This window comes from Rhizobium sp. NFR07 (assembly GCF_900111905.1).
Taxonomy (GTDB): domain Bacteria; phylum Pseudomonadota; class Alphaproteobacteria; order Rhizobiales; family Rhizobiaceae; genus Neorhizobium.
Genome location: NZ_FOKM01000005.1, coordinates 145,401 through 171,698 on the forward strand (window position 1 = coordinate 145,401; position 26,298 = coordinate 171,698).

The window sequence follows — 26,298 nt, forward strand, 5'->3', positions numbered from 1 at the left end:
TCGCGGGCTTGGACCTGTGTGTCCATCGCCACCTATCTATCGGCGGCGACGGACCTTTATGTGGTCTCAGCCCTTGAGGACTTCAACCAGCGTCTTGCCGAGACGGGCCGGGGAAGGCGACACCTTGATGCCTGCCGCTTCCATCGCCGCGATCTTCGATTCCGCGTCGCCCTTGCCGCCGGAAACGACAGCGCCGGCATGGCCCATGGTGCGGCCCTTGGGAGCCGTACGGCCGGCGATGAAGCCTGCCATCGGCTTCTTGCGGCCCTTCTTGGCTTCGTCGATCAGGAACTGGGCTGCGTCTTCTTCAGCCGAGCCGCCGATTTCGCCGATCATGATGATCGACTGGGTGGCGTCGTCCGCGAGGAACATTTCCAGCATGTCGATGAACTCGGTGCCCTTGACCGGGTCGCCGCCGATGCCGACAGCCGTCGTCTGGCCGAGGCCTTCGTTGGACGTCTGGAACACGGCTTCATAGGTCAGCGTGCCGGAGCGCGACACGATACCGACCGAACCCTTGCGGAAGATCGAGCCCGGCATGATGCCGATCTTGCATTCTTCCGGCGTCAGAACGCCCGGGCAGTTCGGGCCGAGCAGGCGCGACTTGGACTTGTCGAGCTTGGCCTTGACGCGCACCATATCCATGACCGGGATACCCTCGGTGATGCAGGTGATGAGCGGGATCTCGGCTTCGATCGCCTCGATGATCGCGTCCGCGGCGCCTGCCGGCGGAACGTAGATCACGGATGCGTCCGCACCGGTCTTTTCCTTGGCTTCGGCAACCGAAGCGAAAATCGGCAGCGAAGTGCCGTCGACGCCCGACGACCAGGATTCGCCACCCTTCTTCGGGTGGATACCGCCGACCATCTTGGTGCCGTAGTAAGCGAGCGCCTGTTCGGTATGGAACGTGCCGGTCTTGCCGGTCAGGCCCTGAACCAGAACCTTGGTGTCTTTATTGACGAGAATAGACATTCTTTCGGTCCTTCCGGATTAGGCCTTGATCGCCGCGACGATCTTCTTCGCAGCGTCGTCGAGATCGTCGGCGGCGGTGATCGCCAGGCCGGACTCGTTGAGGATCTTTTTGCCGAGCTCGACATTGGTGCCTTCGAGGCGAACCACGAGCGGAACCTTCAGACCGACTTCCTGCACGGCAGCGACAACGCCTTCGGCGATGACGTCGCAGCGCATGATGCCGCCGAAGATGTTGACGAGAATGCCCTCGACCTTCGGGTCGGCGGTGATGATCTTGAAGGCAGCAGCAACCTTCTCCTTGCCGGCTCCACCGCCAACGTCGCAGAAGTTTGCCGGCTCCTTGCCGTACAGCTTGATGATGTCCATCGTCGCCATGGCGAGACCGGCACCATTGACCATGCAGCCGATATTGCCGTCGAGGGCAACATAGGCGAGGTCCCACTTGGAAGCTTCGATTTCCTTGGAGTCTTCCTCGGTCTCGTCGCGCAGAGCCTTGACGTCGTCGTGACGGAACAGCGCATTGCCGTCGAAGGACATCTTGGCGTCGAGGACGCGCAGATGGCCGTCCTTCATGACGATCAGCGGGTTGACCTCGAGGAGAGCCATGTCCTTTTCGCCGAACGCCTTGTAGAGCGCCGGGAACAGCGACTTGGCATCTTCTGCGGCAGCGCCGGACAGTTCCAGTGCCTTGGAGATCTTGGCAACGTCGTCAGCCGTTACGCCCGTTTCCGGGTCGATGGCGATCGTGTGGATCTTTTCCGGCGTGTCATGGGCGACAGCCTCGATGTCCATGCCGCCTTCGGTCGAAACGACGAAGGCAACCTGACCGACCGAACGGTCGACCAGCAGCGAGCAATAAAGTTCGCGGTCGATATCGGCGCCGTCTTCGATGTAGAGGCGGTTGACCTGCTTGCCGGCTTCGCCGGTCTGGGCCGTTACCAGCGTGTTGCCGAGCATGTCCTTGGCATGAGCCACGACTTCCTCGATCGACTTCGCCAGGCGAACGCCGCCCTTGGCATCGGGGCCGAGTTCCTTGAACTTGCCCTTGCCGCGACCGCCGGCATGGATCTGGCTCTTGACGACGTAGAGCGGGCCCGGAAGCTGCTTTGCAGCGGCTTCGGCTTCCTCGACCTTGAGGATCGCGACGCCTTCGGCGACCGGTGCGCCATAGCCCTTCAGCAGAGCCTTGGCCTGATATTCATGGATATTCATGGGGCTTGATCCCTATTGGAATGGCGTGAGCGCCGGATTGCTCCGGCGCCTGAAAATTACTTCAGCGAAGGCACGAGGCTGATGCAGGCTTCGCAAAGCCCGGCAACGGCGCCGACCGACTTCTGGAAGGCTGCCTCTTCGTCCTTGTTGAATTCGACTTCCACGATGCGCTCGACGCCACCGGCACCGAGAACGACCGGAACGCCGACATACATGTCCTTGACGCCGTACTGGCCGGACAGGTGAGCGGCGACCGGCAGGACGCGCTTCTTGTCCTTGAGGTAGGATTCGGCCATCTCGATCGCGGAAGCGGCCGGGGCGTAATAGGCAGAACCGGTCTTCAAGAGGCCGACGATCTCGGCGCCGCCGTCACGGGTGCGCTGGATGATCTGGTCGAGCTTTTCCTGGGTGGTCCAGCCCATCTTGACGAGATCGGTGAGCGGAACGCCGGCAACCGTCGAGTAACGGGCGAGCGGCACCATCGTGTCGCCATGACCGCCAAGAACGAACGCGGTGACGTCCTGGACGGAAACGTTGAATTCTTCGGCAAGGAAGAGGCGGAAACGGGCGGAGTCGAGAACGCCGGCCATGCCGACGACCTTGTTCTTCGGCAGGCCGGAGAACTTCTGCAGGGCCCAGACCATCGCGTCGAGCGGGTTGGTGATGCAGATGACGAAGGCGTTCGGGGCGTATTTCTTGATGCCCGCGCCGACCTGTTCCATGACCTTGAGGTTGATGCCGATCAGGTCGTCGCGGCTCATGCCCGGCTTGCGGGCAACACCGGCGGTGACGATGCAGACATCTGCGCCTTCGATCGCCGCGTAGTCGCTGGCGCCGGAGAGCTTCGCATTGAAGCCTTCGACGGGGCCGGACTGTGCGATGTCGAGGCCCTTACCCTGGGGAATGCCGTCGGCAATGTCGAACAGGACGACGTCGCCCAGTTCCTTCAGGCTGGCAAGATGCGCCAGCGTGCCACCGATCATGCCAGAACCAATAAGTGCGATCTTCTTACGCGACATGGAAATGCTTCCTCTCAAATCCTGACCTGCGGCAAGACATCGCAGGCTCTCCTTGCGGCAGCACCGATAACGCCATCTGAAAAAAATGGCAAATTATTATTTTGAGACCAATAAATTCAATCGTTTAGATCATGCAATTCTTACGTAAACGTAAGATAATCCGTCATAAATGTGTCAGACGGACTGCCGCTTCTCATTGTGCAGTGCAAGATATTCGGCGCTACGCATCTCGAAAAGACGGGAAGCGGTGCGGTCGAATTCGAAGCCTTCGGTGCCGCGCTTTTCCGTCAAAAGCGCATCCGGCGCCGCGGCGGCGGAAACGAAAAGCCGGACGGTTTGATCGTAGAGCGCATCGACGAAATTGATGAAGCGCTTCGTTTCATTACGCTTTTCCGGACCGAGCTGCGGGATATGCTCGACGAAGACGGCATCGAACCGTGCCGCAATCGCAAGATAGTCGGACGCGCCGAGCGGTTTTTCGCATAGATCCGCAAACGAGAAGCGGGCAACCCGTCCCGCCGCCTGCGGCACATGAATGCTGCGGCCCTTCATCGGCAGGTCCAGCGGCTCCGCCCGCTTGCCATCGGTCATCTGGTGCCAGGCGGATTCGATCGCCGCATCCGCACGCCCGTCGAGCGGCGTCAGGTAGACAGGAAGATTGGCGTTCTTCTGCATCCGGTAATCAGTCGGACTATCCAGCGTCACCACATCGACATGCTCGTTGAGCAGTCCGATGAAGGGCGTGAAGAGCCCGCGATTGAGCCCGTCCCTATAGAGGTTTTCCGGCGCCACGTTGGAGGTCGCAATCAGTACGCAGCCGAGATTGAAGAGCTCGGTGAACAACCGCGCCAGGATCATCGCATCGGTGATGTCGGTGACGGAAAATTCGTCGAAGCAGAGCAGCTCGGCCTCGGCGAACAGGGCAGCGGCGACTGGCGGCACCGGATCGGTCTGCTTTGTCTCGCCGCGCTTCAGCTTCTGGCGCTGCTCGTGGATGCGGTTATGCACATCCGCCATGAACTCGTGAAAATGCGCCCGGCGCTTCTTTTCGATCCGCGCCTTCTTGAAGAACATGTCCATCAGCATGGTCTTGCCGCGGCCGACGCTGCCATGGACGTAGAGCCCGCGGATCTTGCGCGGCTTGCCGGAGCCCTTGGCGAACAGCCAGCCGAGCGCGCTCGATTTCTTCGCCGGTTTTGTTTCCTTGAGGCAGGTCAGGATATGATCGAGCTTGGCCGCGACCGCCATCTGCGCCGCATCGGGCGTCAGAACACCGGATGCGGCAAGGGCTTTCAGCTCCTCGCCGACACTCGACGTATATTCGGGGATGGGTTCCACGAGGGACGCCCCTTCATGAAGGATCGGGGATTAGCGGCTGAGGTTGAGCGGCTGGCCGGAATTGGTCGTGCCGTCGAAGCGGTTGTCGGCACTCTTGTAGACGCGGCCGATGACATCGCCGTTGCGGTTCTTGAACTGCACCATCTTGCCGGAGACTTCCCACGAACCCATCGTCGTCAGCTCGCCGGAGCAGCCGCGGGTACCGCCGCGCGAACCGCTGCCGAGATTGGTAAGCGTCAAGAACATGTCGCAGGAAGCGCCGCCGTTGGAAACGCGCCAGTTGCCGACCATCTGCTGCTTGGTCACGTCGAGCGCGCTTGCCGGTGCGGCGGCGTTCGGATCGGCCATGGCCATGTTCTGGCCCTGCTGCGGAGCGGCCGGATACTGCGACGCACCGCCCGGAGGCGGCAGCTGGCTGCCCTGCACACCCTGCACGGGCTGCGCCTGAAGCGGAGCAGGCTGCGAAGGCAGGTCGTTATACGGGCTGTAGGATGTGCGCTGGCAGCCGGCCAGTGCGAGGGTCAGAACGAGACCTGTTGCCACATATTTGAACTGCATCAAAAACTCCTGTCCGGATTACTTCATACTGCACCCGGTGCGGGCACGACAGTTTGGCCGGGAATATCGTAAACGCACTTGGTTAATCAAGGGTAGCCAGACTTTCGGGCACAATCGCGACCCTTGTCTTGATCAAAAAGGCGTGCGCCGCGCGCGGCTTCTATAATGAAAAAGGCCGCAACTCTAAGGTTGCGGCCTCGAAGAAAGAGAGCGTCAGACGCGGCGCTCGACCATCATCTTCTTGATCTCGGCGATCGCCTTGGCCGGGTTCAGGCCCTTCGGGCAGGCCTGGGCGCAGTTCATGATCGTGTGGCAGCGATAGAGGCGGAACGGATCCTCGAGATTGTCGAGGCGCTCACCCTTGGCTTCGTCGCGGCTATCGATCAGCCAGCGATAGGCCTGCAGCAGGACGGCTGGACCGAGATAGCGGTCGCCATTCCACCAGTAGCTCGGACAGGAGGTCGAGCAGCAGGCGCAGAGAATGCACTCGTAGAGGCCATCGAGCTTGAGGCGATCCTCATGGCTCTGCTTCCATTCCTTCGCCGGCGCCGGAGACACCGTCTTCAGCCAGGGCTCGATCGAGCGATGCTGGGCGTAGAAGTTGGTGAGGTCGGGCACGAGATCCTTCACCACCGGCATATGCGGCAGCGGATAGACCTTCACCGTTCCGCCGATGTCGTCCATGCCCTTGGTGCAGGCGAGCGTGTTCGTGCCGTCGATATTCATCGCGCAGGAACCGCAAATGCCTTCGCGACAGGAACGGCGCAGCGTCAGCGTCGGGTCGATCTTGTTCTTGATGTAGAGCAGACCGTCGAGCACCATCGGGCCGCAATCGTCGAGATCGACATAGAACGTGTCGATCCGGGGGTTCTGCCCGTCATCCGGGTTCCAGCGATAGATGCGGTATTCGCGCAGGTTCTTGGCACCGTCCGGCTTCGGCCAGACCTTGCCTTCGGTCATCTGCGAGTTCTTGGGAAGAGCGAGTTCAACCATTTGTCCTATCCCTCTCCGATCAATACACGCGAGCCTTGGGCTCGATCTTGTAAGGATCGATACCCTCGGCGATCAGGTCCGTGTGGACCGGGCGGTAGTCGAGCTTTACGTCGCCGGCGTCACTGACCCAGGCAAGCGTGTGCTTGCGCCAGTTCACGTCGTCGCGGCCGGCGAATGCGCCTTCCGTATAGTCCTCGCGGGCGTGGGAGCCGCGGCTTTCCTTGCGGGCTTCCGCGCCGTAGACCGTGGTGATCGCGTTTGCCATCAGGTTGTGCAGTTCCAGCGTCTCGACGAGGTCGGAATTCCAGATCATCGAATGATCGGTGACCTTGACGTCCTTCATCTCGCCCCAGATCGCCGAAAGGCGCCGGCAACCGGATTCCAGCGATTCCTGGGTGCGGAACACGGCGGCGTCATCCTGCATGGCGCGCTGCATCTTGTCGCGCAGCACGGCCGTCGGCGTGCCGCCCTTGGCGTAGCGCAGGCTGTCGAAGCGATCCATGATCTTGTCGCAGGCGGCGACGTTGAGTGCCGGGATCGGGCTTTCGCGGTCGATCACCTGGCCGGCACGGATGGCGGCGGCGCGGCCGAAGACCACGAGGTCGATCAGCGAGTTGGAGCCGAGGCGGTTGGCGCCGTGAACCGAGGCGCAACCGGCTTCGCCAACGGCCATCAGGCCGGGCAGGATGCGCTCCGGGTTGCTGCTGTCGGCGTTGAGCACTTCGCCCCAGTAGTTGGTCGGAATGCCGCCCATGTTGTAGTGCACGGTCGGCAGAACCGGGATCGGCTCGCGGGTGACATCGACGCCGGCGAAAATCTTCGCCGATTCCGAAATGCCCGGAAGGCGTTCGTGCAGCACGGCCGGATCGAGATGGTCGAGATGCAGGAAGATGTGGTCCTTGTTCTTGCCGACGCCGCGACCCTCACGGATTTCCAGCGTCATGCAGCGCGAGACGACGTCACGCGAGGCAAGGTCCTTCGCCGAAGGGGCATAACGCTCCATGAAGCGTTCGCCCTCGGAATTGACGAGGTAACCGCCTTCGCCGCGTGCGCCTTCGGTGATGAGACAGCCCGAACCATAGATGCCGGTCGGATGGAACTGGACGAATTCCATGTCCTGCAGCGGCAGGCCGGCGCGGGCAACCATGCCGCCGCCGTCGCCGGTGCAGGTATGGGCCGACGTCGCCGAGAAATAGGCGCGGCCGTAACCGCCGGTCGCCAGAACAACCATCTTGGCGGCGAAGCGATGGATCGTGCCGTCGTCTAGGTTCCAGGCGACAACGCCTTCACAGCGGCTGCCGTCATCCGACATGATCAGGTCGAGCGCGAAATACTCGATGAAGAATTCGGCATTGTTGCGCAGCGACTGGCCATAGAGCGTGTGCAAGATGGCGTGGCCGGTACGGTCGGCAGCGGCGCAGGTGCGCTGTACCGGCGGGCCGGCGCCAAAGTTCTGCATGTGGCCGCCGAATGGGCGCTGGTAGATCTTGCCTTCCTCGTTACGCGAGAACGGCACGCCGTAATGCTCGAGTTCGTAGACGGCCTTCGGCGCTTCCATGACCATGTACTGCATGGCGTCGACATCGCCGAGCCAGTCGGAACCCTTGACGGTGTCATAGAGGTGCCACTGCCAGCTGTCTGGCGTCATGTTCTGCAGCGAGGCGGCGATACCGCCCTGCGCCGCGACGGTATGCGAGCGGGTCGGGAAAACCTTGGTGATGCAGGCGGTCTTGAAGCCCTGCTCGGCCATGCCGAGCGTGGCGCGCAGGCCGGCGCCACCGGCGCCCACGACGATCACGTCATAGGAGTGGTCGACGTAGGTATATGCCTTGCCGTTCTGAGACGCCCCATTTGCGCCGGGGGTGGCGATAGGTGTTACGGATGCCATGATGGATTATCCTACGAACGCAATCTTCAGAACGGCGAAAAGACAGAGGCCACCGATCAGCATTGCAAAGAAAGTGCTCAACATCAGCGACAGGAACTTCAGCCCTTCGTGATGCACGTAGTCGACGATGATTTCCTGGATGCCGATGCGCATATGGATGAGCCCGGCAATGATCATCAGGCCGAACAGGACCGCAACGATCGGGTTCGACAGCGCGCCGACGACTTCCTCATAGGGAGCGCCCGCATAGCGAATCAGGAAAATGATGAAGAAGATGAACAGCGGCACGAGTGCCACGGCCGACATCCGCTGAACCCAGAAATGCTCGGTACCTTCCTTGGCGGAGCCAAGGCCGCGAACCTTGCCGAGCGGCGTACGCATATCCATGATTGTAATCCCCCTCAGATCGCCAGACCGACGATCCAGATCACCACGGTCAGACAGATCGAAACGATCGGCAGGGCAATAGCCAGCTTGGTGGTGAAGTGTTTGTCGAAGCCGTGGCCCATGTCCCACATGAAGTGACGCATGCCGCCCAGCATGTGATGGACGAGCGCCCAGGTGTAGCCGAACAGGACGAGAAGCCCGATCCAGGTACCGAACAGCCAGCTGATCCAGTCGAAATATTCCTTGCCCGAGGCGGCCGCCACCAGCCACCAGGCCAGAAGGATCGTGCCGACGGCCAGCGCGCCACCGGTAATGCGGTGAACGATCGACATGACCATGGTGGGGATTGGCTTGTAGATTTGCAGATGCGGCGACAGGGGCCGGTTATTCGTTACATTCGCCATCATTACCTCGCGGCGTCGTCTAAAGCGGGCGGGCGCCCGGCAATGCACTATGCCGAGAAAATGTGCATTGCATCATCGGCCCGGTTTAATCTTCGATTTCCCGGACCACAAGAACAATTCCAAGTGAGCCCGAATTTAATCGATTGTGACTTTCAAGTGGCAACCGCTCGGACATTTCGTCGCGGCACGTTAACCAAGAAATCCAAAGATTTGGTTGCCACGCATTTGTTTTCGGCCAGATCGTGTTAACTTCCGGTTAACCATGATTTCCGGAGTTCGCCATGATCGCGAATCGTATCAAACCTGCGCTCGTTGCAACCGCTTTGCTCGCCCTTCTGGCGACAGGCGCCTCCGCCCGCGATCGTTGGCCCGGCTACGGCCACGGCGCTCCCGGATATCACGGGTCTCACCACGGTCACGGCCATGGCCATCACTACGGCCACAACCGCCTCAACATGCTTTCCGACAGGTCGCTCGGCGGTGCAAGCCGGGTAGTGACGGCTTCGAAATCGCGAGGCAGCGGGAGCGGCTCGATCGGCTTCGTATCAGGCGGCGTCGTCTTCTACAGCGACGGCGGCTACTGGGGCGAACAGGATCGCACAATGATCCCGGCACCGACGGCCAAGATCATTGACGTGAACCAGGCAATGGCCGACCACAGCTTTGCCGCTACCAACGACTGCACCTTCGAAGTGGGCGTCTGCGTCATCCGCGGCGGGAACTGAGGCTACCGGCGATAGAACGCCGTCACCCAAAAAATCGATGACTTAGCCTTCGGCCAGGATCATGACTTTGTAATCTCTCCCATAAGGCGCGAGATGGGCCGTTGGCGCATCGCAAGTAAGGAACTTTACCCGAACCGCCAAACCGTCGTCTTCTTCACCTCGCTGTCCTCAAGCGCCCGCGTCACCGGCACCTGATAGACCGCAAGCTCTTCGAGCCGCTCCTTCGGCAGATAGCTGCGCCCCGGATCGCCGACCAGAACCGTCTTGCCCTCGCCCGCCAGCATCGCGAACCACGGCACCAGCACGGCAGCGAAATCGCGGTCGTAGAACACGTCGCCCGCCAGCACGACATCGGCTGCGATCGCCCGGCCGACCTGGTTTTCGGCGGTGAACCGGATCTCGACTCCGTTACGCGCCGCATTCAGCGCCACGGCAGTCGCCGTCCAGGGATCGATATCCGCAGCCAGCACATCAGACGCTCCGGCACGCTTCGCCGCGATCGCGACCAGCCCTGAGCCGCTGGCGAAATCGAGCACCCGCCGGCCAGCTACCGTTTCGGGATTGTCTAGAATGTAGCGCGCAAGCCCCTGCCCGCCGGCCCAGGCGAAGGCCCAGAACGGCGGCGGCAGGCCGATCGCCTCCAGATCCTCCTCCGTCTTCAGCCAGAGGTCATGCGCCTCGGTTGCCAGATGAAGTTCGATTTCCGGCACATGCGGCGGCCGCATGAGATCGGTATTGTCGAGGATGAAGGCCTCCGGATCGGTCTTCAAGATGGCAGGCTCAGGCCGGAGATTTCGGCGGATTGTCGAGCCCGCCAAGCCGGCAGATCTCGAAATATTCCTCTTCCGTCACCGGCTGCACCGACAAGCGCATCGAGGTGACGAGCGACATCTTCTCGAACTTCGGGTTCGCCTTGATATCCTTCAGCGTGATCGGCTTCGGCATGTCGGTGACGGCGCGGATATCGACGCAATCCCATTTCGGATCGCCCTTGGCCGACGAATCCGGATGCGACAGCGCGCAGACCTCGACGATCCCGACGATCTCCAGCCCTTCGTTGGAATGGTAGAAAAAGCCCTTGTCGCCGATCTTCATGGCCCGCATGTTGTTGCGCGCCTGGTAGTTGCGCACACCGGTCCATTCCTCGCCCTGAGCACCCTTCGCCTTCTGCTGCTCCCAGGACCAGACATTGGGCTCGGATTTGTAAAGCCAGTACGCCATTTTCTCTTCTTACTCCGGCTTGTTGAAGACCCAGTTCCACGGCTTTACCTCAACCTTTTCGAACAGGCCGGCGAGGTAATAGGGATCGGCCTCCGCGATCGCGCGGGCTGCTGCCATGTCGGCGGCTTCGACCACCACGAGACTGCCGTTCGGCTTGCCTTCGTCATCCAGGAATGGGCCGGCAAATTTCAGCGTGCCTTCGGCGTTGAGCTTGTTCAGATGCTCGACATGCGTCGGACGGGTGTCCATGCGGACCTGCAGGTGGCCGGGCTTGTCGGTGCAGAGAAAGGCAAACAGCATCGGGTCTCTCCTCAAAAATTCAGAATTTACTCGGCCTTGATCGGCCGGGTCATCAACTGCTCCATCGCCGTCATCACGTCGAGGCGGCCATCGATGATCGCGGCGACGGCTTCGGTGATCGGCAGGTCGACGGAAAATTTGCGGCCGAGCCGGGCGGCGACGGAGGCCGCATAGGCACCCTCGACGAGCGGCCCACCGGCAGTCTGGGCCGGCTCGCCCTGGCCAACGGAGATGCCGAAGCGAAGATTGCGCGACTGGTGGCTCGTACCGGTCAGCACGAGATCGCCGAGGCCGGACAGACCACGTACCGTATCTGCATTGCCGCCCATCGCCTCGACGAGACGCGACATCTCGGCCAGGCCGCGGGAAATCAGCGCGGCCCGGGCCGAATCGCCGAGCCCGGCGCCTTCGACGATGCCGCAGGCGATCGCCAGCACGTTCTTCAACGCCCCGCCAAGCTGGACGCCGACGACGTCGGACGAGGCATAGAGCCGAAAGGTGCGGCCAGACATAACATGAGCCAGCCTCTCGGCCAGCGCCAGATCCTGCGAACCAAGCGCCATCGCCGTCGGCAGGCCGCGAGCGATATCGGCGGCAAACCCCGGACCGGAGAGAACCGCCATGCCGGCACCCGGCAGCGCAGCCGACACAACGTCCGTCAGAAGCCGCTCGGACCGGTCGAGCCCCTTGGCGCAGACGACGACAGCCGCGTCCTTCGAAAGATAGGGACCATAGTGACGCGCAGCATCCACCTGGGCCTGCGAGGGCATGGCGAAGAGGACGATCGTCGCCTCGGCCACGGCGTCCGGCTCGGCGGAAAAGGCGAGATTATCCGGCAAGGGAACGCCCGGAAGCGCCGCGTCATGGACACGGTCGTCACGCAGGTCGCTCATCAGGTCCGGACGGCGGCCGACCAGCGTCACCGGATGCCGGGCTTCCAGCGCGAAGACGCAGGCAAGCGCGGTGCCGAATGCGCCGGAGCCAATAACCGCAATCCGTTCGTTGCTCATGCCTTGGCTCCCCGCTTGCCGGATCCCAGCAATGTCTTGGCGTCCTTGTCCAGCGGCCAGCGCGAGCGCGGTGCCACACTCATCTCGTCGGCCGGAAAATCTTCCGCGAGTCGCTCCAGCCCAGCCCATGCGATCATCGCCGCATTGTCGGTGCAGAGACGAAGCGGCGGCGCGATGAAGCGGAAGCCATACTCGAGGCAAAGTGCCTGCAGTGTGCGCCGCAACTCCTGGTTGGCGGCTACACCACCGGCCACGACCAGCGCCGGCTCGGTATCGAGCCCGGAAAACTCCTGCCTGAACCGCGCCAGCCCACGCCCGATGCGATCCCTGAGCGTCCGCGACACCGCCTTCTGAAACGAGGCGCAGATATCAGCGATATCCTGCTCCGTCAGCGGCGCGATCTCGGTCGCTGCCTGCCGGACGGCTGTCTTGAGACCGGAGAAGGAAAAATCCAGCCGCGCCTCGCCGACCAGCGGCCGAGGCAACGAAAAACGGTCGGGATCGCCAGACTGCGCCGCCTTCTCCACCGCGGGGCCACCCGGATAAGGCAGGCCGAGCAGTTTCGCCGTCTTGTCGAAGGCCTCGCCCAGCGCGTCGTCGATCGTCGTGCCCCAGCGCTCGTATTCGCCGACGCCGCGCACAAGGATGAGCTGGGTGTGACCGCCGGAGACGAGCAGCATGAGATAGGGGAAGGAAAGCCCGTCCGTCAGCCGCGCCGTCAGTGCGTGGCCTTCGAGATGGTTGATCGCCATCAGCGGCTTGCCGGAGACGCGGGCAATCGCCTTCGCCGTCATCAGGCCGACGAGAAGCCCGCCGATCAGGCCTGGGCCGGAGGTGGCGGCGATCGCGTCGACCTCGTCGAGACTGACATTGGCGCGCGTGAGCGCTTCCTCGATAAGTTCGTCCAGCGCCTCCACATGGGCGCGGGCCGCGATTTCCGGCACCACGCCGCCATAGGCGCTGTGCTCGTCGAGCTGCGACAAAACGACGTCGGAGAGCACCTCGCCGCGACCGTCCTCATGCCGCGCGACAACGGCTGCAGCGGTTTCGTCGCAGCTTGTTTCGATGCCGAGGATGCGGAGAAATGGCGCCATTGCCCTCTCGTTCACTGCGATTTTATTGCGATGCCGAATGATCCGGTCTACGAGAGCTTCCGGTAACAACGGATTGAGACGGATGCAAACAAAACCTTTCCGGATCGGCACCAGGGGCAGCCCGCTTGCGCTCGCCCAGGCAGCCGAGACCCGCGCCCGGCTGATGGCCGCCCATGGCCTGCCGGAAGAGATGTTCGAGATCGTCGTCCTGTCGACGACCGGCGACCGCATCACCGACCGCGCGCTTTCCGAAATCGGCGGCAAGGGCCTGTTCACCCAGGAACTGGAAGAACAGCTGCAATCCGGTGAACTGGATATCGCCGTGCATTCGTCCAAGGACATGCCGACGAAACTGCCGGACGGGCTCTACATTTCCGCCTACCTGCCGCGCGAGGATTTTCGCGATGCCGTCATCGGCCGCACCGCGCCGAGCCTGATGGCACTTCCAAACGGCGCTATCGTCGGCTCCGCCTCGCTGCGCCGCCAGGCGCTCATCCGCCGCCTGCGGCCGGATATCGAGGTGACGATCTTCCGCGGCTCCGTCGGCACCCGCCTGCGCAAGCTCAATGAAGGCCATGTCGACGCGACGCTGCTTGCCTATGCCGGGCTGAAGCGCCTCGCCATGGAAAAAGTCGTCACCGAACTGCTTGATCCCGTCGACTTCCCGCCGGCGCCGGCCCAGGGCGCGATCTGCGTCGAAAGCCGCATGGGCGACAGCCGGATCGATAATCTTGTCGCTCCTATCAACGATCGCCCGACCTATGATGCCGTCACCTGCGAGCGCGCCTTCCTGGCGGCCCTCGACGGTTCCTGTCGTACCCCGATCGGCGGTTTCGCGATCTGCGACGGTGACGCGCTGAAATTCTCCGGCCTGATCCTGACGCCGGATGGCCGACGCGAGCATGCCATCGAGACCGAAGGCAAGCGCGCAGATGCCGAGGCACTCGGCGCCCGAGCCGGCGAGGCCGTCCGTGCCGCTGCCGGCACCGATTTCTTCGACAGCTGGAGTTGACCCTTGCGGGTCCTCGTCACCCGCCCGAAACTCTCCGCCGCTCGCACTGCCGAGCGGCTGATCTCCATGGGACACGAACCGGTTCTGCTGCCGCTCAGCAAGGCGGTGCATCACCCGCGGAAAGCCGCGGAAGCGTTGCTCTTGCCCCATGCGGCACTGGCCGTGACCAGCGCGGAAGCATTGCGCGCGATCGCCGCGCCCGAAATCCGATCCGCCATCGACCTCGGCAAACCCCTTTTTGCCGTCGGCGATGCGACCGCGGCGGCTGCGCGTTCCGCGGGCTTCGGCGAAGTCCATGCCGGAGCGGGTGACGGGCAGGACCTGGCCGATCTGATTGCCGGCTCGACAGTCGATCTCGGCGACGGAATTCTCTATCTCGCCGGCCGGCCGAGGGCGCGGACATTCGAGGAGCGGCTCGAAGCGCTGGGACTGCCCCTGCGGATCGCCGAAGTCTACGAAATGGCCCCGGTAGACTACCAGCCGGCGGATCTAGTTGACATCTTTCTGACCTCCCGGCCCGGCGCCGTTCTTCTCTATTCCCGGGAAAACACGCAGCGCTTTTTCGATCTCGCCGCGCCCTACGCCGCCGCCCTGGCCGACATGCAAATATTCTGCATGAGTGACAGAACGGCAGCAAAGGTGCCCGCCGAATATCACCGGCACGTTCGCGTGGCCGAAGCACCGAGCGAAGACGCCTTGTTGACGCTTCTTTAGCCAGCCATTTTCCAAATTGCCGATCCGCCCCTTTCCTTCCGGGGGGCCACCAACTAGGTTTTAAGCAACACAGGTAACGAAGAGGTCGAGATGGTCCCCGAAAAACCACCGCGCCGGTCCAAAGCCAACAAGGAACCGGTCACGATCGACCTGACAGCGGAGGAAACGCCCGCGGTCGCTGAGCCGGTTCGTGCCAACGATACCGACGATCTCATTCCCGCTTCCGAGAAGGATGCGGCCGGGACCACCGCGGCTTCCCCGTCCCCGGGACCGGTGAAGGAGAAGAGCGCCGGAGCCGAGATGCCCAAGGCCGAAACCCCGCGCTTCGACGAGCCCGAACCTGCAGCAGCTCCGCCGTCCGAAACGCCCCCCGGCACGACCACCACCGGCACGACTGGCACCGCTGGCACCGTGCCTGAAGCCGAAGCGAAACCGGCCACGGAGGAGAAAGCTGCTGCGGAAACGGCGAGCGACCTGCCGCCGAAGTCTCAGCCAAAAGAGCCAAGCCGAGAGTATTCGGCCCGGCAAAGCCAGTCTGAGCCCAAGCAACCCCGGCCCGAGCCGAAGCAACCCCAGCGGTCCGCACCGGCGACCTCGACGCTGGTTGCGGCCGGCATTTTCGGCGGTATCGTAGCACTGCTGCTCGCCGGAAGCATGCAATATGCCGGCTTCATTCCCGGCAGCAGCTCCTCGCCGAGCCAGTCGGCGGATGCCGATGTTTCCGCCGAGCTTGCAGCGCTCCGCCAGGAAGTTTCAGCGCTTTCCAGCCGACCGACGGGCTCTTCGGACGATCTGACGGCCCGTGTCGCGGCTCTGGAGAGCAGCGCTTCGACGGGCGCACCTGACGAGGCATTGACCCAGCGCCTCGCAGCGCTGGAAAGCGAGCTGTCCGGCATCAAGTCCACGACGGAAGCCAATGCCGGCCGGCTGCAGCAGGCAGAAGCCCAGATCAACGACCGCGGCCCCGAGCAGCAGGCCGCACGCGCCGTCGCTGCAGCCGCCCTCAAGGGCGCGATCGACCGCGGCGGCTCCTTCGAAGCCGAGTTGCGGACCTATGAAACGGTTGCCGGCGGAGACCAGGCGATTGCCGAGCTCCAGCCCTTCGCCACGAAGGGTGTGCTGTCCCGCACCGAGCTGCAGCGTCAGGCCTCCACGGTCGCCAACAGCATGATCGACGCGGTTTCGCAGCCGGATCCCAACGAGGGCATCGCCTCGCGGCTTCTGTCATCCGCCATGTCGGTCGTGAAGGTCCGCCGCGTCGGCGATGTCGAAGGCGACACCCCGGATGCGATCGTCGCGCGCTTCGAGGACCGCCTGCGCTCGGGTAACCTGCCTGCCGCCGCCCGCGAATGGGACGCGCTGCCCGATCCGGCAAAGGCCGCTTCTCAGGAGTTCAAGCAGGAGCTCGATGCCCGTATCCAGGTGGAAAATCTCGTCGGCGGGGCTCTGACCCGCGCGATTGCCGGCACGCAAGGGTGAGGACGGAATAACGGAATGATCAGGCTTTTCATCTTCCTTCTTATCATCCTCGGTCTCGGCTGGGGCTTCTCCTGGCTGGCGGATCGTCCCGGCCTCCTGTCGATCACTTGGCAGGACCACCTGATCGAGACCAGCCTCATGGTCGCCGCCACCGTGCTGGTCGCGCTCATCGGCGCCGTGATGCTGCTCTGGTGGATCGTGGGCGTGATCTGGACCTCGCCCTATTCGGTCCGCCGCTATTTTCGCGCCCGCAAGCGAGACCGTGGGTACCAGGCTCTGTCGACCGGTCTGATCGCCGCCGGCGCCGGCAATTCGCTGCTCGCCCGCAAGATGAGCATCCGCACCCGCGGCCTGTTGAGCGCCGATCAGGAACCGCTGATCCATCTGCTCGACGCGCAGACGGCGCTGATCGAAGGCAAGTATGACGATGCCCGCGCCAAGTTCGAAAGCATGGCCGACGACCCCGAGACGCGCGAACTCGGCCTGCGCGGCCTCTATATGGAAGCCCGTCGCCTCGGCGCCAACGAGGCAGCCCGGCAATATGCCGAACGCGCCGTCGAACACGCGCCCTACCTGCCCTGGGCCTCCCAGGCAACGCTTGAATCCCAGAGCCAGTCGGCCCGTTGGGACGAGGCCCTGCAGACGCTCAGCCAGCAGCGCGCAGCCAACATCGTGGCCAAGTCGGAAGCCGATCGACTGAAGGCCGTCCTGCTCACCGCACGGGCGGGCGACCGCCTCGAAAGCGATCCCAAGGGCGCCCGCGAGGACGCAACATCCGCTCTGAAGCTGGCTAAGGATCTCGTGCCGGCGGCCATCGTTGCGGCCAAGGCCTATCTGCGGGAAGACAATGTCCGCAAGGCCGCCTCCGCGCTGGAAGGTGTCTGGAAGCTCGCCCCCCATCCAGATATCGCCCGCACCTATGTTCGCGCCCGCAGCGGCGACAGCACGCTCGACCGCCTAAAGCGCGCCGAGAAGCTTGAGGCGCTACGTCCGAACAATCTCGAATCTCTGCTGGTTGTAGCGCAGGCAGCGCTCGACGCGCAGGATTTCGCCAAGGCCCGCGCCCGGGCAGAGGCTGCCGCCCGCATGGAAGCGAGCGAGCGCGTCTATCTGCTTCTCGCCGATATCGAGGAAGCCGAGACTGGCGACCAGGGTCGTATCCGCCACTGGATGCAGCAGGCGCTGCGTGCGCCGCGCGATCCCTCCTGGGTTGCTGACGGCTTCGTTTCGGAAAACTGGCTGCCGATCTCGCCTATCAGCGGCAAGCTCGATGCCTTCGAATGGAAGGTGCCGTTCAGCCAGCTCGAAGGCCCTGTCGTGGAAGGCAAGGCGGCTGCCGACGAGGCAATCGCCAACCTGCCCGCCGTGACGGAAAGCAGCCCCCGCCCGCCCGTTGCACCGGTCGAAACGAAGCCGCGCGCCGAAGAAGCTAAGCCGGCGAAGGTCACCGCACCACCTGCCGCGACGCACCCTGATACCGACGCTGTTGCAGCAAAGACAACATCACCGGAGAAAACCGCGCCGCCACCTGCCAAAACGCAAGAAAATGGCGAGGAACCGGTTCCATTTTTCGGACGTCCACCAGATGATCCGGGCGTGAAGGATCAGAACGCCGACCAGACCAAGACGAGGCTGCGGCTGTTCTAGAAAAAAGGGGCAAGGCCTTATCCATGTTGGACCGCATTCAGGCCTTTCTCCATACGCTGACCTCATCCCATCACGACGGCGAATTCGCGCCGGATGATCCGCGCGTCGCCTTCGTGGCGCTCTGTTTCCAGGTGATGGAGGCGGACGGCAATGTCTCCGAAAAGGAGCAGCAGAAGTTTCGCGACCTGCTGCGTGAGCGCTATGACCTCAGCCGCGATCGGCTCAACTCGCTGATTGAGACCGGTCATCGGGCCGGCAGCGAGGCGGTTGACTATTACCGATTCACTTCGGATCTAAGAAGGCACCTGGTCAAAGAAGACGACCGCGTCGAGCTTCTCGGCATTCTCTGGGACATCGTCTACGCCGATGGACAGAGAAGCGAAATCGAGGATCATGTGATCTGGAGGATCGCGGATCTGCTCGGCGTATCGTCCCGGGATCGCGTGCTGCAGCGCCAGGAGGCCGCGGCGCGTCTTGCAGGAGGAGAGCGCGAGGAGAGTAAAGGCTAACCAAATGCTTGTGCTTCCCCGTCAAAAGACGGTTTTTCTACCCATACTGATCGTGCTCCATCAGGAGCTTTCATCCCCTGGCCGTGTTGGCCAGATGCTGCTCGACAAAGGCTTTCCGCTCGACGTTAGACGTCCCGTCCTCGGCGATGCGCTGCCGGGCACGCTGTCCGGCCATTCCGGCGCCGTCATTTTCGGCGGCCCGATGAGCGCCAATGCGCCTGACCCCTTTGTGAAACAGGAAATCGACTGGATCGGCGTACCGCTGAAGGAGAACAAGCCCTTTCTCGGCATATGCCTCGGCGCCCAGATGATGGTGCGCCATCTCGGCGGCAAGGTCGAGGCCAACGGCAAGGGAGCAACCGAGATCGGCTGGTATCCGTTGCGCACGACAGAGCACGGCCGCCTGCTGATGAAATGGCCGAACATGGTTTATCACTTCCACGGCGAGGGTTTTGGCCTTCCCCGCGGTGCAAAGCTGCTGGCCGAGGGCGACGCCTATCCCCATCAGGCGATCCGTTACGGCGACAATGTCTGGGGCGTTCAGTTTCACGCGGAACTGACCCGCGCGATGATGCAGCGCTGGATCGTGCACGGTGCGGACTACTTCGCCCTGCCGAATGCCCAGCAGGGTCGCGAACACCTGGAAGGCCGGATGATCTTCGACGCGCCGCTCAGGGCGTGGCTGTCGGATTTCCTCGATCTCGTCTTCCTGCGCGACGAGACGGCGGCGAAGAACGCCGCCAATAGCCAGGCCGGTTTCAATCTACGTTCGGCCTGAACCGGCTCAAGCGCGCTCGGGCGCTTCCAGCGTGTCGATGCGGCGCAGCTTGGAGAAACCGAGTGCCCAGATCACCGTGACAGCGAGCGTGCCGACGCCGCCAATCACGACGGCCGGAACCGCACCGAAGGCATGCGCCATCGTGCCCGCGCGGAATTCGCCGAGTTCGTTGGACGCACCGACGAAGACCATGTTGACGGCATTGACGCGGCCACGCACCTCGTCCGGCGTCCAGAGCGCGATCAGCGTCTCGCGGATATAGACCGAGATCATGTCGGCTGCGCCCATCAACATCAGCGCGGCGATCGACAGCCATGGCGTCGACGACAGGCCGAAGACCAGCGTGCCGAGGCCGAAGAACCCGACGCCGACGAACATGGCAAGGCCGGCATGATGGCGGATCGGATGGAAAGCGAGCCAGACCGCCACGAAGATCGCCCCGATGCCGGGACCGGCGCGCAGCAGGCCGAGGCCCCATGGTCCGAGATCGAGGATATCGCGCGCAAAGATCGGCATCAGCGCCACGGCGCCGCCGAGAAGCACCGCGAACAAATCGAGCGAGATCGCGCCGAGCACCACCTTCTCCTGCGAGATGAAGCGGAAGCCGGCAAGGATATGTTCGAGATCGACCTTGCTGGCCGACGTCTTCTGCGCGGGCTTCGGAATGAGGAAGACCAACAACGCGGCAAGCGCGAGCAGCACCAGCGCGACGCCATAGGCGGCCGTTGCGCTGAGGCCATAAAGAAGGCCGCCACCGACGGGACCGAGGATGGATGCAGTCTGCCACGAGGACGAGTTCCACGCGACCGCATTGGCGAGATCCCGCTCCGGCACCAGGTTGGGGCCGAGCGACTGGACGGCCGGCCCCATGAAGGCGCGCTCGATACCGAAGACGACGAGAATGGCGAACACGATCCAGGGCGAGAACGTGCCGGTGATCGTCAGGCCTAGCAGCGCCGCCGAGCAGGCGGCTCCCACAACCATGCAGACCGCCATGATCATGCGGCGATTGTAACGGTCGGCGACCGTACCGGTGACGAGGATGAGGAGCAGCGACGGCAGGAACTGGAAGAGGCCGATCAGGCCGAGATAGAGCGGGTTGCGCGTCTCGTCATACATCTGCCAGCCGACCGAGACGCTGATGATCTGGATCGCGAAGGCGGCAAAGAAGCGGGACAGAAAGAAGCGGGTATAGGAGGCATGGCGAAAGGCTGCAAAACGGTCGCCGTCGGCGGGAATGGACATCGCAAGATCTTTCAGGGCCCGATGGGGCGAAACTGGCACCCGTTGACGTTAAACATCCCGGGCGAGCGGCGGACGCGGCACTTGCCCGTTAGTTCTCCAATGTCTACATGTCTGTCAACTAGGAATTACGGCCCCGTTCGCTGCTGCTCTGGCAGGACGGACCCGGCAACGCGATTGGAGACGTGAATGCTCGCGCTGTTTCAGACCATTGACCTGGCCTTGAACCTCTACACCTGGGTGCTGATTGCAAGCGCCATCTTCTCCTGGCTCTACGCCTTCAACGTGATCAATTCGAGCAATCGGTTCGTCGAGGCGATCGGCCGCTTTCTCTACAACGTCACCGAACCGGTCCTGGCGCCGCTGCGTCGCGTCCTGCCCAATCTCGGCGGCATCGACATCTCCCCGATCATCGTTCTGCTGATCATCTTCTTCCTGCGCTCGTTCATGTGGACGACGCTTTACCCAATGGTCGCGTGAGCGCGTTCAGCGCCTTTCCCGATCATGTGAGACTGACCGTCCGCCTGACACCGAATGGCGGACGGGATGCGATAGACGGCATCGAGACGAATGCCGAGGGCCAGGATTACCTGAAAGCCCGCGTGGCCGCCGTGCCCGAGAACGGCAAGGCCAACAAGGCGCTGATCGCGCTTCTTTCCAAGAAACTACGAATTCCGAAAAGCGCAGTCGGCTTCATCTCCGGCGAAACCGCGCGCAAAAAAATCCTCCGGATCGATGGTGATCCGGAGGATTTGTCGAAAAGGCTGAAAACCCTGGCCGAAGGCTGAAGCTTACTTCGACGCCTTGTAGCGGTCGATCGCTTCGACGATCAGCTTCTTGGCAACGTCGACATCCTGCCAACCGCCGATCTTGACCCACTTGCCGGGCTCAAGATCCTTGTAATGCTCGAAGAAGTGCTCGATCTGCTTCAGCGTGATTTCCGGCAGATCGGTGTAGTTCTTGATCTTGTCGTAGCGCTGGGTAAGCTTCGGAACCGGAACGGCCAGGATCTTCTCGTCCTTCCCGCCATCGTCTTCCATGATCATCACGCCCACCGGGCGCACGTTGATGACGCAACCCGGCACCAGCGGACGGGTATTGCAGATCAGCACGTCGCACGGATCGCCATCTTCCGACAGCGTATGCGGGATGAAGCCGTAATTGCCCGGATAGGTCATCGGCGTATAGAGGAAACGGTCGACGATCAGCGCGCCGGCTTCCTTGTCCATCTCGTACTTGATGGGCTGGCCGCCAACCGGAACTTCAACGATGACGTTGACGTCTTCCGGCGGGTTCTTGCCGATGGAGATTGCATCGATACGCATTTTGATCCTCAATCAGGTTCAATTTCAATCAAAACGTCGATAGCGGGAATTGCCCGGCAAGGCAATAAGTCTCTGATTGCACACGTAAGCGGTCGGGCAGACGCGCCCTCGACCGGGCAGTGGCCTTAAGTCGCAGGCCAGACGAAGCCGAGCTTGCGAAGCTGGGTACCGCCGAAATCCTCCATGCCTTCGACAGCATCCACGCCGCCATGACGCCGGAAAAAGCTGCTGGCATGCTCGCTGTCTTCCAGGCACCAGACGACCAGGCCTTCGCAGCCGAGCGACTTCAACAGCCTGCGGCTTTCGCCGAACAGGCGCCGACCAAGGCCGATGCCCTGGAATTCCGGGCGCAGATAGATCTCGTAGATTTCGCCGTCATAGGGGAGCGCCCGCGCGCGATTAAGGCCGATCGTGGCATAGCCGGCGATCTTGCCGGCGACATCGAGGACCAGAAGCGTTGCCGGCCCGTCGGTCGCCTTGCGCCACCAGCCTTCGCCGCGACGCTCCAGCATCTGGGTCAAAGACTTGTGCGGGATAAGGCCGGCATAGGCCTGAGCCCAGGCTTCCCGGTGCACTTCCGAGATAGCTCGCGCGTCTTGCGGATCAGCCCGCCGAACATCGATCGACAACGTCTTCATAACGCAACTTTAGGTCCAGCCGTGCCCAATCCGCCACCGGTCTTCCATTAACCAGACGGATTGCCCACAGGGTTTTCATGGGGACAACGACAGTCACGTTAACGCCTTTTTAACCTTCGTAACAAGCCTTGAGCGAAGCAGGGCACAAGAAAAAGCCCCGGCATTGCTGCCGGGGCTTGAGTGCATCGAAACTAATGCAAGATTAGAGAGCAGCCTTCGACTTGTCGAAGCGCTTGCGGTCGTTCGCATCGAGATAGATCTTGCGCAGGCGGATCGACTTCGGCGTGACTTCCATCAGCTCGTCGTCCTGGATCCAGGAGAGCGCGCGGTCGAGGGTCATGCGGATCGGCGGGGTCAGACGAACGGCTTCGTCCTTGCCGGCCGAACGGATGTTCGTCAGCTGCTTGCCCTTCAGAACGTTGACCTCGAGGTCGTTGTCGCGGGTATGGATGCCGATAATCATGCCCATATAGACCTTGTCGCCCGGCTCGATGATCATCGGGCCGCGGTCTTCCAGGTTGAACATGGCGTAGGCAACAGCTTCACCAGCCTGGTTGGACAGGAGAACGCCGTTGGTACGGCCGGAGATCTCGCCCTTGTAAGGCTGGTAGTCGTTGAACAGGCGGTTCATGATCGCCGTGCCGCGCGTGTCGGTCAGAAGTTCCGACTGGTAGCCGATCAGGCCGCGGGTCGGAGCAAGGAACTTCAGACGAACGCGGCTGCCGCCCGAAGGACGCAGTTCGGTCATCTCGGCCTTGCGCTCGGACATCTTCTGCACGACGACGCCGGAATGTTCTTCATCGACGTCGATGACGACTTCTTCGATCGGCTCCATGGTCTGGCCAGTCGTTTCGTCCTTGTGCATGACGACGCGCGGACGCGAAACGGCAAGCTCAAAACCTTCACGACGCATGGTTTCGATCAGAACGGCGAGCTGAAGTTCGCCACGGCCGGAAACGTAGAACGAATCCTTGCCTTCGGCTTCTTCGATCTTCAGAGCGACGTTGCCTTCGGCTTCCTTGAACAGGCGGTCACGAATGACGCGCGAGGTAACCTTGTCGCCTTCGGTGCCGGCCAGCGGCGAGTCGTTGACGATGAAGGACATGGTGACGGTCGGCGGGTCGATCGGCTGGGCCTGCATGGCTTCAGTGATCGAAGGGTCGCAGAACGTGTCGGCAACGGTGCCCTTGGAGAGACCGGCAATGGCGACGATGTCACCGGCAACTGCTTCTTCGATCGGCTGACGCTCGATACCGCGGAATGCGAGGATCTTGGAAATACGGCCGGTTTCCACCGTCTTGCCGTCCTGGGACAGAACCTTGACGGCCTGGTTCGGCTTGATCGAGCCGGAAGCTACGCGACCGGTGATGATGCGGCCGAGGAACGGGTTGGCTTCGAGAAGCGTACCGATCATGCGGAACGGGCCTTCTTCGACCTTCGGCTCCGGAACGTGCTTGAGAACCAGATCGAGCAGCGGTGCCAGACCTTCGTCCTTCGGGCCTTCAGGGTTGAAGTTCATCCAGCCGTCACGACCGGAACCGTAGAGGATCGGGAAGTCGAGCTGTTCGTCGGTGGCGTCGAGGTTCGCGAACAGGTCGAAAACTTCGTTGATGACTTCTTCGTGGCGGCCGTCCGGACGGTCGATCTTGTTGATCGCAACGATCGGCTTCAGACCAACCTTGAGTGCCTTGCCGACGACGAACTTGGTCTGAGGCATCGGGCCTTCGGACGAGTCGACCAGAACGATCGCGCCATCCACCATCGAGAGAATGCGCTCGACTTCGCCGCCGAAGTCGGCGTGGCCGGGGGTGTCGACGATGTTGACGCGAACGCCCTTCCACTCGACGGAGGTCGCCTTGGCGAGAATGGTGATGCCGCGTTCTTTTTCGAGATCGTTCGAGTCCATGACGCGTTCTGCAACACGCTGGTTCTCGCGGAACGAACCGGACTGCTTCAGGAGCTCATCTACGAGGGTCGTTTTGCCATGGTCAACGTGCGCGATGATCGCGATGTTGCGAAGTGCCATATTGGGGTTCTCTGAAGTTGGGGCGCGCAAATGGGAGGAGGCGCCTAATTTCGTTGGCGCGCTCATACCCTGTTTTTCGCCTTAGCGAAAGGGGGCGAGCGCATAGTGAGCTTTTGATCCCTATTCGGCCACCAATCCGCTGCGCCTCAGGAGTGCCAGAAGCAGGAGCGGCAGGAGGGTGGTGATGAGGATGGCGATGAAGGCCATGGCCATGCCGAGACCGATCGAACCCTGCTCGAACTGCCGCCAGATAAAGGTGGCAATTGTCTGCATGCCGACGGGGGCGATGACGACGGAGGCGACGAGTTCACGAGAGGCGAGTGCGAAGACCAGCAGCATGGCCGACGCAAGGCTGGGGAAGACGAGCGGCAGAAGGATGCGCCGGAAGGCCGTCACGCCGGAGGCGCCGAAGACGCGCGCTGCGGCTTCCAGATTATCGCCGATATGCTGGAAGGCAGCGGCCGCATACCGCATCGGCTGCGGCAGCAGGATGCAGCAATAGGCGAGCAGCAGGATGAACGGCGTGTTGTAGGGCGTCGCCGGCAGCCAAGGCATGTTCCAAGCGAGGATCAGGCCGACGGCGACGACAATGCCCGGAAGCGCGTTCGGAATGATTGTCAGCGTATCGATGGCCAGCCGGCCGCGGATCTTCGTCTTGACCACCGTATAGGCGGCGGTGACGCCGATCAGGCCGGTGATCAGAGCCGTGCCGATCCCGAGCGAAAAACTGTTGGCGAGAGCGCCGAGCGCGCCGGCGCTGTTCTGGAAGACCAGCGCAAAATTGTCGAGGCTCATATTATCGAGCGCCAGCCCGCCGGAGATCGTCCTCGATAGCGCCGTCGCCAGGATCGAGAGCAGCGGCACGCCCGTCGCCAAGAAGGAAACTATGGCGAAGGCCAGCACGACCGGCAATTTCATCGCGCCGAGCGGCCGCTTGTCCTTGGCCGTCGGCTTGCCGTTGACGGTCTGATAGGAGCGGCGCGACAAAATCCAGCGCTGGCCGAGGAAGGTAACGAGCGACAGCCCGACCAGCAGCAGCGACATGATGGAAGCACCCGGCAGGTCGATCGGCCAGTCGGAGATCCTGAAGTCGATACCGGTCACGAGAACCTGGAAACCGGCGCGGCGGCCAAGCGCTGCCGGTGTGCCGTATTCCTCGATCGCCGCGGCAAAGACCAGCATCAGGCTGGCCGCCAGCCCGGGCGCGGAGAGCGGCAACGTGATGCGCCAGAAGGCTTTGGCCGGCGTCGCGCCGAAGACGCGGCCGACATCGGCATAACGGGCGCCGACCGCTTCCACCGTGCGGGAGACGGCGAAATAGACGACCGGAAAGGTGTTGAAGGCCATGACCACGGTCATGCCCGCCAGCGAAAACAGGAAGGGCGCGAGGTTGAAGCCCAAAACCTGCTGCAGATAACCGCGTGGCTGCAGCGTCATGATCCAGCCGAGCGTGGCGATATAGGGCGGGATCATGAAGGGCACGAGCAGAAGCACGTCCCAGAGCGGCGCCAGCGGCACGCGGTAAAGCGCGCGAAACACGCCGAGCGGAACCGCGACCAGCGCCGAGGCCAGAACCACGCAGGCGCCGAGCAGGACCGTGTTGCCGGCCATGCCGATCAGCGCGCTGTCATTCAGCGTCGCGACGAACGAGGAGAAAGGGCCCGAAAACGAGCCCTGTCCGAGATTGGGAAAAATGCCCTGCAGGACGACGGCTGCGAAGGGAACGGCGACGACGAGAACCAGTCCCGCAATCGCCAGCCAGGCGGCCGGAGCCGATCCGCCATTCGCATGTCCCTTCATTCTGCCG

General features: G+C 62.6%; 28 protein-coding genes. 9 read left to right on the plus strand and 19 right to left on the minus strand.

What is annotated here, in order from left to right; translation table 11 throughout:
• Positions 1 to 66 precede the first annotated feature (66 nt).
• The 9 genes from sucD to sdhC form a co-directional block, all read right to left on the minus strand.
• The gene (gene sucD / locus BM216_RS12645; RefSeq protein WP_092999533.1) at positions 67 to 972 is read right to left on the minus strand and encodes a succinate--CoA ligase subunit alpha; all 906 of its coding nucleotides are present in this window, start codon (positions 970 to 972) and stop codon (positions 67 to 69) included.
• An 18-nt stretch (positions 973 to 990) separates the two neighbouring features.
• The gene (sucC, locus tag BM216_RS12650; RefSeq protein WP_092999534.1) at positions 991 to 2,184 is read right to left on the minus strand and encodes an ADP-forming succinate--CoA ligase subunit beta; all 1,194 of its coding nucleotides are present in this window, start codon (positions 2,182 to 2,184) and stop codon (positions 991 to 993) included.
• A gap of 56 nt (positions 2,185 to 2,240) precedes the next feature.
• On the minus strand, positions 2,241 to 3,203 hold the full coding sequence (mdh, locus tag BM216_RS12655) for a malate dehydrogenase (protein WP_092999535.1): 963 nt from the start codon (positions 3,201 to 3,203) through the stop codon (positions 2,241 to 2,243).
• 174 nt (positions 3,204 to 3,377) lie between these two features.
• On the minus strand, positions 3,378 to 4,541 hold the full coding sequence (gene zapE / locus BM216_RS12660; RefSeq protein WP_092999536.1) for a cell division protein ZapE: 1,164 nt from the start codon (positions 4,539 to 4,541) through the stop codon (positions 3,378 to 3,380).
• A gap of 30 nt (positions 4,542 to 4,571) precedes the next feature.
• Complete coding sequence (locus tag BM216_RS12665; protein ID WP_092999537.1) at positions 4,572 to 5,099, minus strand: protease inhibitor Inh/omp19 family protein; 528 nt, start codon at positions 5,097 to 5,099, stop codon at positions 4,572 to 4,574.
• A gap of 213 nt (positions 5,100 to 5,312) precedes the next feature.
• Positions 5,313 to 6,092, minus strand: coding sequence for a succinate dehydrogenase iron-sulfur subunit (locus BM216_RS12670; protein WP_092999538.1), 780 nt, complete (start codon positions 6,090 to 6,092; stop codon positions 5,313 to 5,315).
• A gap of 19 nt (positions 6,093 to 6,111) precedes the next feature.
• Positions 6,112 to 7,980: a succinate dehydrogenase flavoprotein subunit gene (gene sdhA / locus BM216_RS12675; protein WP_092999539.1), complete on the minus strand. Its 1,869-nt coding sequence runs from the start codon at positions 7,978 to 7,980 to the stop codon at positions 6,112 to 6,114.
• Between the two features lie 6 nt (positions 7,981 to 7,986).
• The gene (gene sdhD / locus BM216_RS12680; protein ID WP_092999540.1) at positions 7,987 to 8,367 is read right to left on the minus strand and encodes a succinate dehydrogenase, hydrophobic membrane anchor protein; all 381 of its coding nucleotides are present in this window, start codon (positions 8,365 to 8,367) and stop codon (positions 7,987 to 7,989) included.
• Positions 8,368 to 8,381: 14 nt separating this feature from the next.
• Positions 8,382 to 8,771 (minus strand): succinate dehydrogenase, cytochrome b556 subunit, encoded by a 390-nt coding sequence (gene sdhC, locus BM216_RS12685; protein WP_092999541.1) that lies wholly within the window; start codon positions 8,769 to 8,771, stop codon positions 8,382 to 8,384.
• 281 nt (positions 8,772 to 9,052) lie between these two features.
• Here sdhC and BM216_RS12690 point away from each other — a divergent pair, with 281 nt between their 5' ends.
• Positions 9,053 to 9,496, plus strand: a complete 444-nt coding sequence (locus BM216_RS12690) for a hypothetical protein (RefSeq protein WP_092999542.1) — start codon at positions 9,053 to 9,055, stop codon at positions 9,494 to 9,496.
• Between the two features lie 125 nt (positions 9,497 to 9,621).
• Here the strand turns inward: BM216_RS12690 and BM216_RS12695 are convergent, their stop codons facing one another.
• From BM216_RS12695 to tsaD, 5 genes are read right to left on the minus strand one after another with little or no spacing between them, the layout of a single operon-like run.
• Positions 9,622 to 10,266 carry a class I SAM-dependent methyltransferase gene (locus BM216_RS12695; protein WP_092999543.1) on the minus strand — a complete coding sequence of 215 codons (645 nt, stop codon included), beginning with the start codon at positions 10,264 to 10,266 and terminating at the stop codon, positions 9,622 to 9,624.
• A 10-nt stretch (positions 10,267 to 10,276) separates the two neighbouring features.
• The gene (locus tag BM216_RS12700; protein ID WP_092999544.1) at positions 10,277 to 10,717 is read right to left on the minus strand and encodes an EVE domain-containing protein; all 441 of its coding nucleotides are present in this window, start codon (positions 10,715 to 10,717) and stop codon (positions 10,277 to 10,279) included.
• A gap of 9 nt (positions 10,718 to 10,726) precedes the next feature.
• Positions 10,727 to 11,017 carry a YciI-like protein gene (locus BM216_RS12705; RefSeq protein WP_092999545.1) on the minus strand — a complete coding sequence of 97 codons (291 nt, stop codon included), beginning with the start codon at positions 11,015 to 11,017 and terminating at the stop codon, positions 10,727 to 10,729.
• Between the two features lie 26 nt (positions 11,018 to 11,043).
• Positions 11,044 to 12,027, minus strand: a complete 984-nt coding sequence (locus tag BM216_RS12710; protein ID WP_092999546.1) for an NAD(P)H-dependent glycerol-3-phosphate dehydrogenase — start codon at positions 12,025 to 12,027, stop codon at positions 11,044 to 11,046.
• Positions 12,024 to 13,121: a tRNA (adenosine(37)-N6)-threonylcarbamoyltransferase complex transferase subunit TsaD gene (tsaD, locus tag BM216_RS12715; RefSeq protein ID WP_092999547.1), complete on the minus strand. Its 1,098-nt coding sequence runs from the start codon at positions 13,119 to 13,121 to the stop codon at positions 12,024 to 12,026. The genes BM216_RS12710 and tsaD overlap by 4 nt, the downstream gene beginning before the upstream one ends.
• 82 nt (positions 13,122 to 13,203) lie before the next feature.
• Between tsaD and hemC the strand changes: the two genes are divergently transcribed.
• The 6 genes from hemC to BM216_RS12745 all read left to right on the plus strand — a co-directional run bounded on the left by hemC (position 13,204) and on the right by BM216_RS12745 (position 19,260).
• Positions 13,204 to 14,133 carry a hydroxymethylbilane synthase gene (gene hemC, locus BM216_RS12720; protein WP_092999548.1) on the plus strand — a complete coding sequence of 310 codons (930 nt, stop codon included), beginning with the start codon at positions 13,204 to 13,206 and terminating at the stop codon, positions 14,131 to 14,133.
• 3 nt (positions 14,134 to 14,136) lie between these two features.
• A complete protein-coding gene (locus BM216_RS12725) occupies positions 14,137 to 14,847 on the plus strand; it encodes a uroporphyrinogen-III synthase (protein ID WP_092999549.1) in 711 nt (236 codons plus the stop codon).
• 90 nt (positions 14,848 to 14,937) lie between these two features.
• On the plus strand, positions 14,938 to 16,326 hold the full coding sequence (locus tag BM216_RS12730; RefSeq protein ID WP_092999550.1) for a mitofilin family membrane protein: 1,389 nt from the start codon (positions 14,938 to 14,940) through the stop codon (positions 16,324 to 16,326).
• 15 nt (positions 16,327 to 16,341) lie between these two features.
• Entirely contained in the window at positions 16,342 to 17,973 is a 1,632-nt protein-coding gene (locus BM216_RS12735) for a heme biosynthesis protein HemY (RefSeq protein WP_092999551.1), read from the plus strand.
• Between the two features lie 23 nt (positions 17,974 to 17,996).
• Positions 17,997 to 18,482, plus strand: coding sequence for a tellurite resistance TerB family protein (locus BM216_RS12740; protein ID WP_092999552.1), 486 nt, complete (start codon positions 17,997 to 17,999; stop codon positions 18,480 to 18,482).
• Between the two features lie 4 nt (positions 18,483 to 18,486).
• Entirely contained in the window at positions 18,487 to 19,260 is a 774-nt protein-coding gene (locus tag BM216_RS12745; protein WP_092999553.1) for a glutamine amidotransferase, read from the plus strand.
• A 6-nt stretch (positions 19,261 to 19,266) separates the two neighbouring features.
• Here the strand turns inward: BM216_RS12745 and BM216_RS12750 are convergent, their stop codons facing one another.
• The gene (locus BM216_RS12750; RefSeq protein WP_092999554.1) at positions 19,267 to 20,505 is read right to left on the minus strand and encodes an MFS transporter; all 1,239 of its coding nucleotides are present in this window, start codon (positions 20,503 to 20,505) and stop codon (positions 19,267 to 19,269) included.
• 186 nt (positions 20,506 to 20,691) lie between these two features.
• Between BM216_RS12750 and BM216_RS12755 the strand changes: the two genes are divergently transcribed.
• Complete coding sequence (locus BM216_RS12755; RefSeq protein WP_092999555.1) at positions 20,692 to 20,982, plus strand: YggT family protein; 291 nt, start codon at positions 20,692 to 20,694, stop codon at positions 20,980 to 20,982.
• Positions 20,979 to 21,290 (plus strand): DUF167 domain-containing protein, encoded by a 312-nt coding sequence (locus BM216_RS12760; RefSeq protein WP_244530165.1) that lies wholly within the window; start codon positions 20,979 to 20,981, stop codon positions 21,288 to 21,290. Before BM216_RS12755 ends, BM216_RS12760 begins: the two co-directional genes overlap by 4 nt.
• A 3-nt stretch (positions 21,291 to 21,293) precedes the next feature.
• Here the strand turns inward: BM216_RS12760 and ppa are convergent, their stop codons facing one another.
• The 4 genes from ppa to BM216_RS12780 form a co-directional block, all read right to left on the minus strand.
• Positions 21,294 to 21,827, minus strand: a complete 534-nt coding sequence (ppa, locus tag BM216_RS12765) for an inorganic diphosphatase (protein WP_092999557.1) — start codon at positions 21,825 to 21,827, stop codon at positions 21,294 to 21,296.
• 125 nt (positions 21,828 to 21,952) lie between these two features.
• Positions 21,953 to 22,465: a GNAT family N-acetyltransferase gene (locus tag BM216_RS12770; RefSeq protein ID WP_092999558.1), complete on the minus strand. Its 513-nt coding sequence runs from the start codon at positions 22,463 to 22,465 to the stop codon at positions 21,953 to 21,955.
• A gap of 202 nt (positions 22,466 to 22,667) precedes the next feature.
• Positions 22,668 to 24,491 carry a translational GTPase TypA gene (gene typA, locus BM216_RS12775; RefSeq protein ID WP_092999559.1) on the minus strand — a complete coding sequence of 608 codons (1,824 nt, stop codon included), beginning with the start codon at positions 24,489 to 24,491 and terminating at the stop codon, positions 22,668 to 22,670.
• Positions 24,492 to 24,611: 120 nt separating this feature from the next.
• Positions 24,612 to 26,291 (minus strand): ABC transporter permease, encoded by a 1,680-nt coding sequence (locus tag BM216_RS12780; RefSeq protein ID WP_092999560.1) that lies wholly within the window; start codon positions 26,289 to 26,291, stop codon positions 24,612 to 24,614.
• Between the last annotated feature and the right edge of the window lie 7 nt (positions 26,292 to 26,298).

What these genes read in the sequence shown, in the direction of transcription:
- BM216_RS12750 (WP_092999554.1), bottom strand. Translation starts at nt 20,505, where the DNA reads ATGTCCATTCCCGCCGACGGCGACCGTTTTGCAGCCTTTCGCCATGCC.
- sdhA (WP_092999539.1), bottom strand. Translation starts at nt 7,980, where the DNA reads ATGGCATCCGTAACACCTATCGCCACCCCCGGCGCAAATGGGGCGTCT.
- BM216_RS12730 (WP_092999550.1), top strand. Translation starts at nt 14,938, where the DNA reads ATGGTCCCCGAAAAACCACCGCGCCGGTCCAAAGCCAACAAGGAACCG.
- BM216_RS12670 (WP_092999538.1), bottom strand. Translation starts at nt 6,092, where the DNA reads ATGGTTGAACTCGCTCTTCCCAAGAACTCGCAGATGACCGAAGGCAAG.
- sucC (WP_092999534.1), bottom strand. Translation starts at nt 2,184, where the DNA reads ATGAATATCCATGAATATCAGGCCAAGGCTCTGCTGAAGGGCTATGGC.
- sucD (WP_092999533.1), bottom strand. Translation starts at nt 972, where the DNA reads ATGTCTATTCTCGTCAATAAAGACACCAAGGTTCTGGTTCAGGGCCTG.
- BM216_RS12710 (WP_092999546.1), bottom strand. Translation starts at nt 12,027, where the DNA reads ATGAGCAACGAACGGATTGCGGTTATTGGCTCCGGCGCATTCGGCACC.
- BM216_RS12740 (WP_092999552.1), top strand. Translation starts at nt 17,997, where the DNA reads ATGTTGGACCGCATTCAGGCCTTTCTCCATACGCTGACCTCATCCCAT.
- sdhD (WP_092999540.1), bottom strand. Translation starts at nt 8,367, where the DNA reads ATGGATATGCGTACGCCGCTCGGCAAGGTTCGCGGCCTTGGCTCCGCC.
- BM216_RS12755 (WP_092999555.1), top strand. Translation starts at nt 20,692, where the DNA reads ATGCTCGCGCTGTTTCAGACCATTGACCTGGCCTTGAACCTCTACACC.
- mdh (WP_092999535.1), bottom strand. Translation starts at nt 3,203, where the DNA reads ATGTCGCGTAAGAAGATCGCACTTATTGGTTCTGGCATGATCGGTGGC.
- BM216_RS12770 (WP_092999558.1), bottom strand. Translation starts at nt 22,465, where the DNA reads ATGAAGACGTTGTCGATCGATGTTCGGCGGGCTGATCCGCAAGACGCG.
- BM216_RS12780 (WP_092999560.1), bottom strand. Translation starts at nt 26,291, where the DNA reads ATGAAGGGACATGCGAATGGCGGATCGGCTCCGGCCGCCTGGCTGGCG.
- sdhC (WP_092999541.1), bottom strand. Translation starts at nt 8,771, where the DNA reads ATGGCGAATGTAACGAATAACCGGCCCCTGTCGCCGCATCTGCAAATC.
- BM216_RS12665 (WP_092999537.1), bottom strand. Translation starts at nt 5,099, where the DNA reads ATGCAGTTCAAATATGTGGCAACAGGTCTCGTTCTGACCCTCGCACTG.
- BM216_RS12705 (WP_092999545.1), bottom strand. Translation starts at nt 11,017, where the DNA reads ATGCTGTTTGCCTTTCTCTGCACCGACAAGCCCGGCCACCTGCAGGTC.
- typA (WP_092999559.1), bottom strand. Translation starts at nt 24,491, where the DNA reads ATGGCACTTCGCAACATCGCGATCATCGCGCACGTTGACCATGGCAAA.
- BM216_RS12745 (WP_092999553.1), top strand. Translation starts at nt 18,487, where the DNA reads ATGCTTGTGCTTCCCCGTCAAAAGACGGTTTTTCTACCCATACTGATC.
- BM216_RS12690 (WP_092999542.1), top strand. Translation starts at nt 9,053, where the DNA reads ATGATCGCGAATCGTATCAAACCTGCGCTCGTTGCAACCGCTTTGCTC.
- ppa (WP_092999557.1), bottom strand. Translation starts at nt 21,827, where the DNA reads ATGCGTATCGATGCAATCTCCATCGGCAAGAACCCGCCGGAAGACGTC.
- hemC (WP_092999548.1), top strand. Translation starts at nt 13,204, where the DNA reads ATGCAAACAAAACCTTTCCGGATCGGCACCAGGGGCAGCCCGCTTGCG.
- BM216_RS12700 (WP_092999544.1), bottom strand. Translation starts at nt 10,717, where the DNA reads ATGGCGTACTGGCTTTACAAATCCGAGCCCAATGTCTGGTCCTGGGAG.
- BM216_RS12735 (WP_092999551.1), top strand. Translation starts at nt 16,342, where the DNA reads ATGATCAGGCTTTTCATCTTCCTTCTTATCATCCTCGGTCTCGGCTGG.
- tsaD (WP_092999547.1), bottom strand. Translation starts at nt 13,121, where the DNA reads ATGGCGCCATTTCTCCGCATCCTCGGCATCGAAACAAGCTGCGACGAA.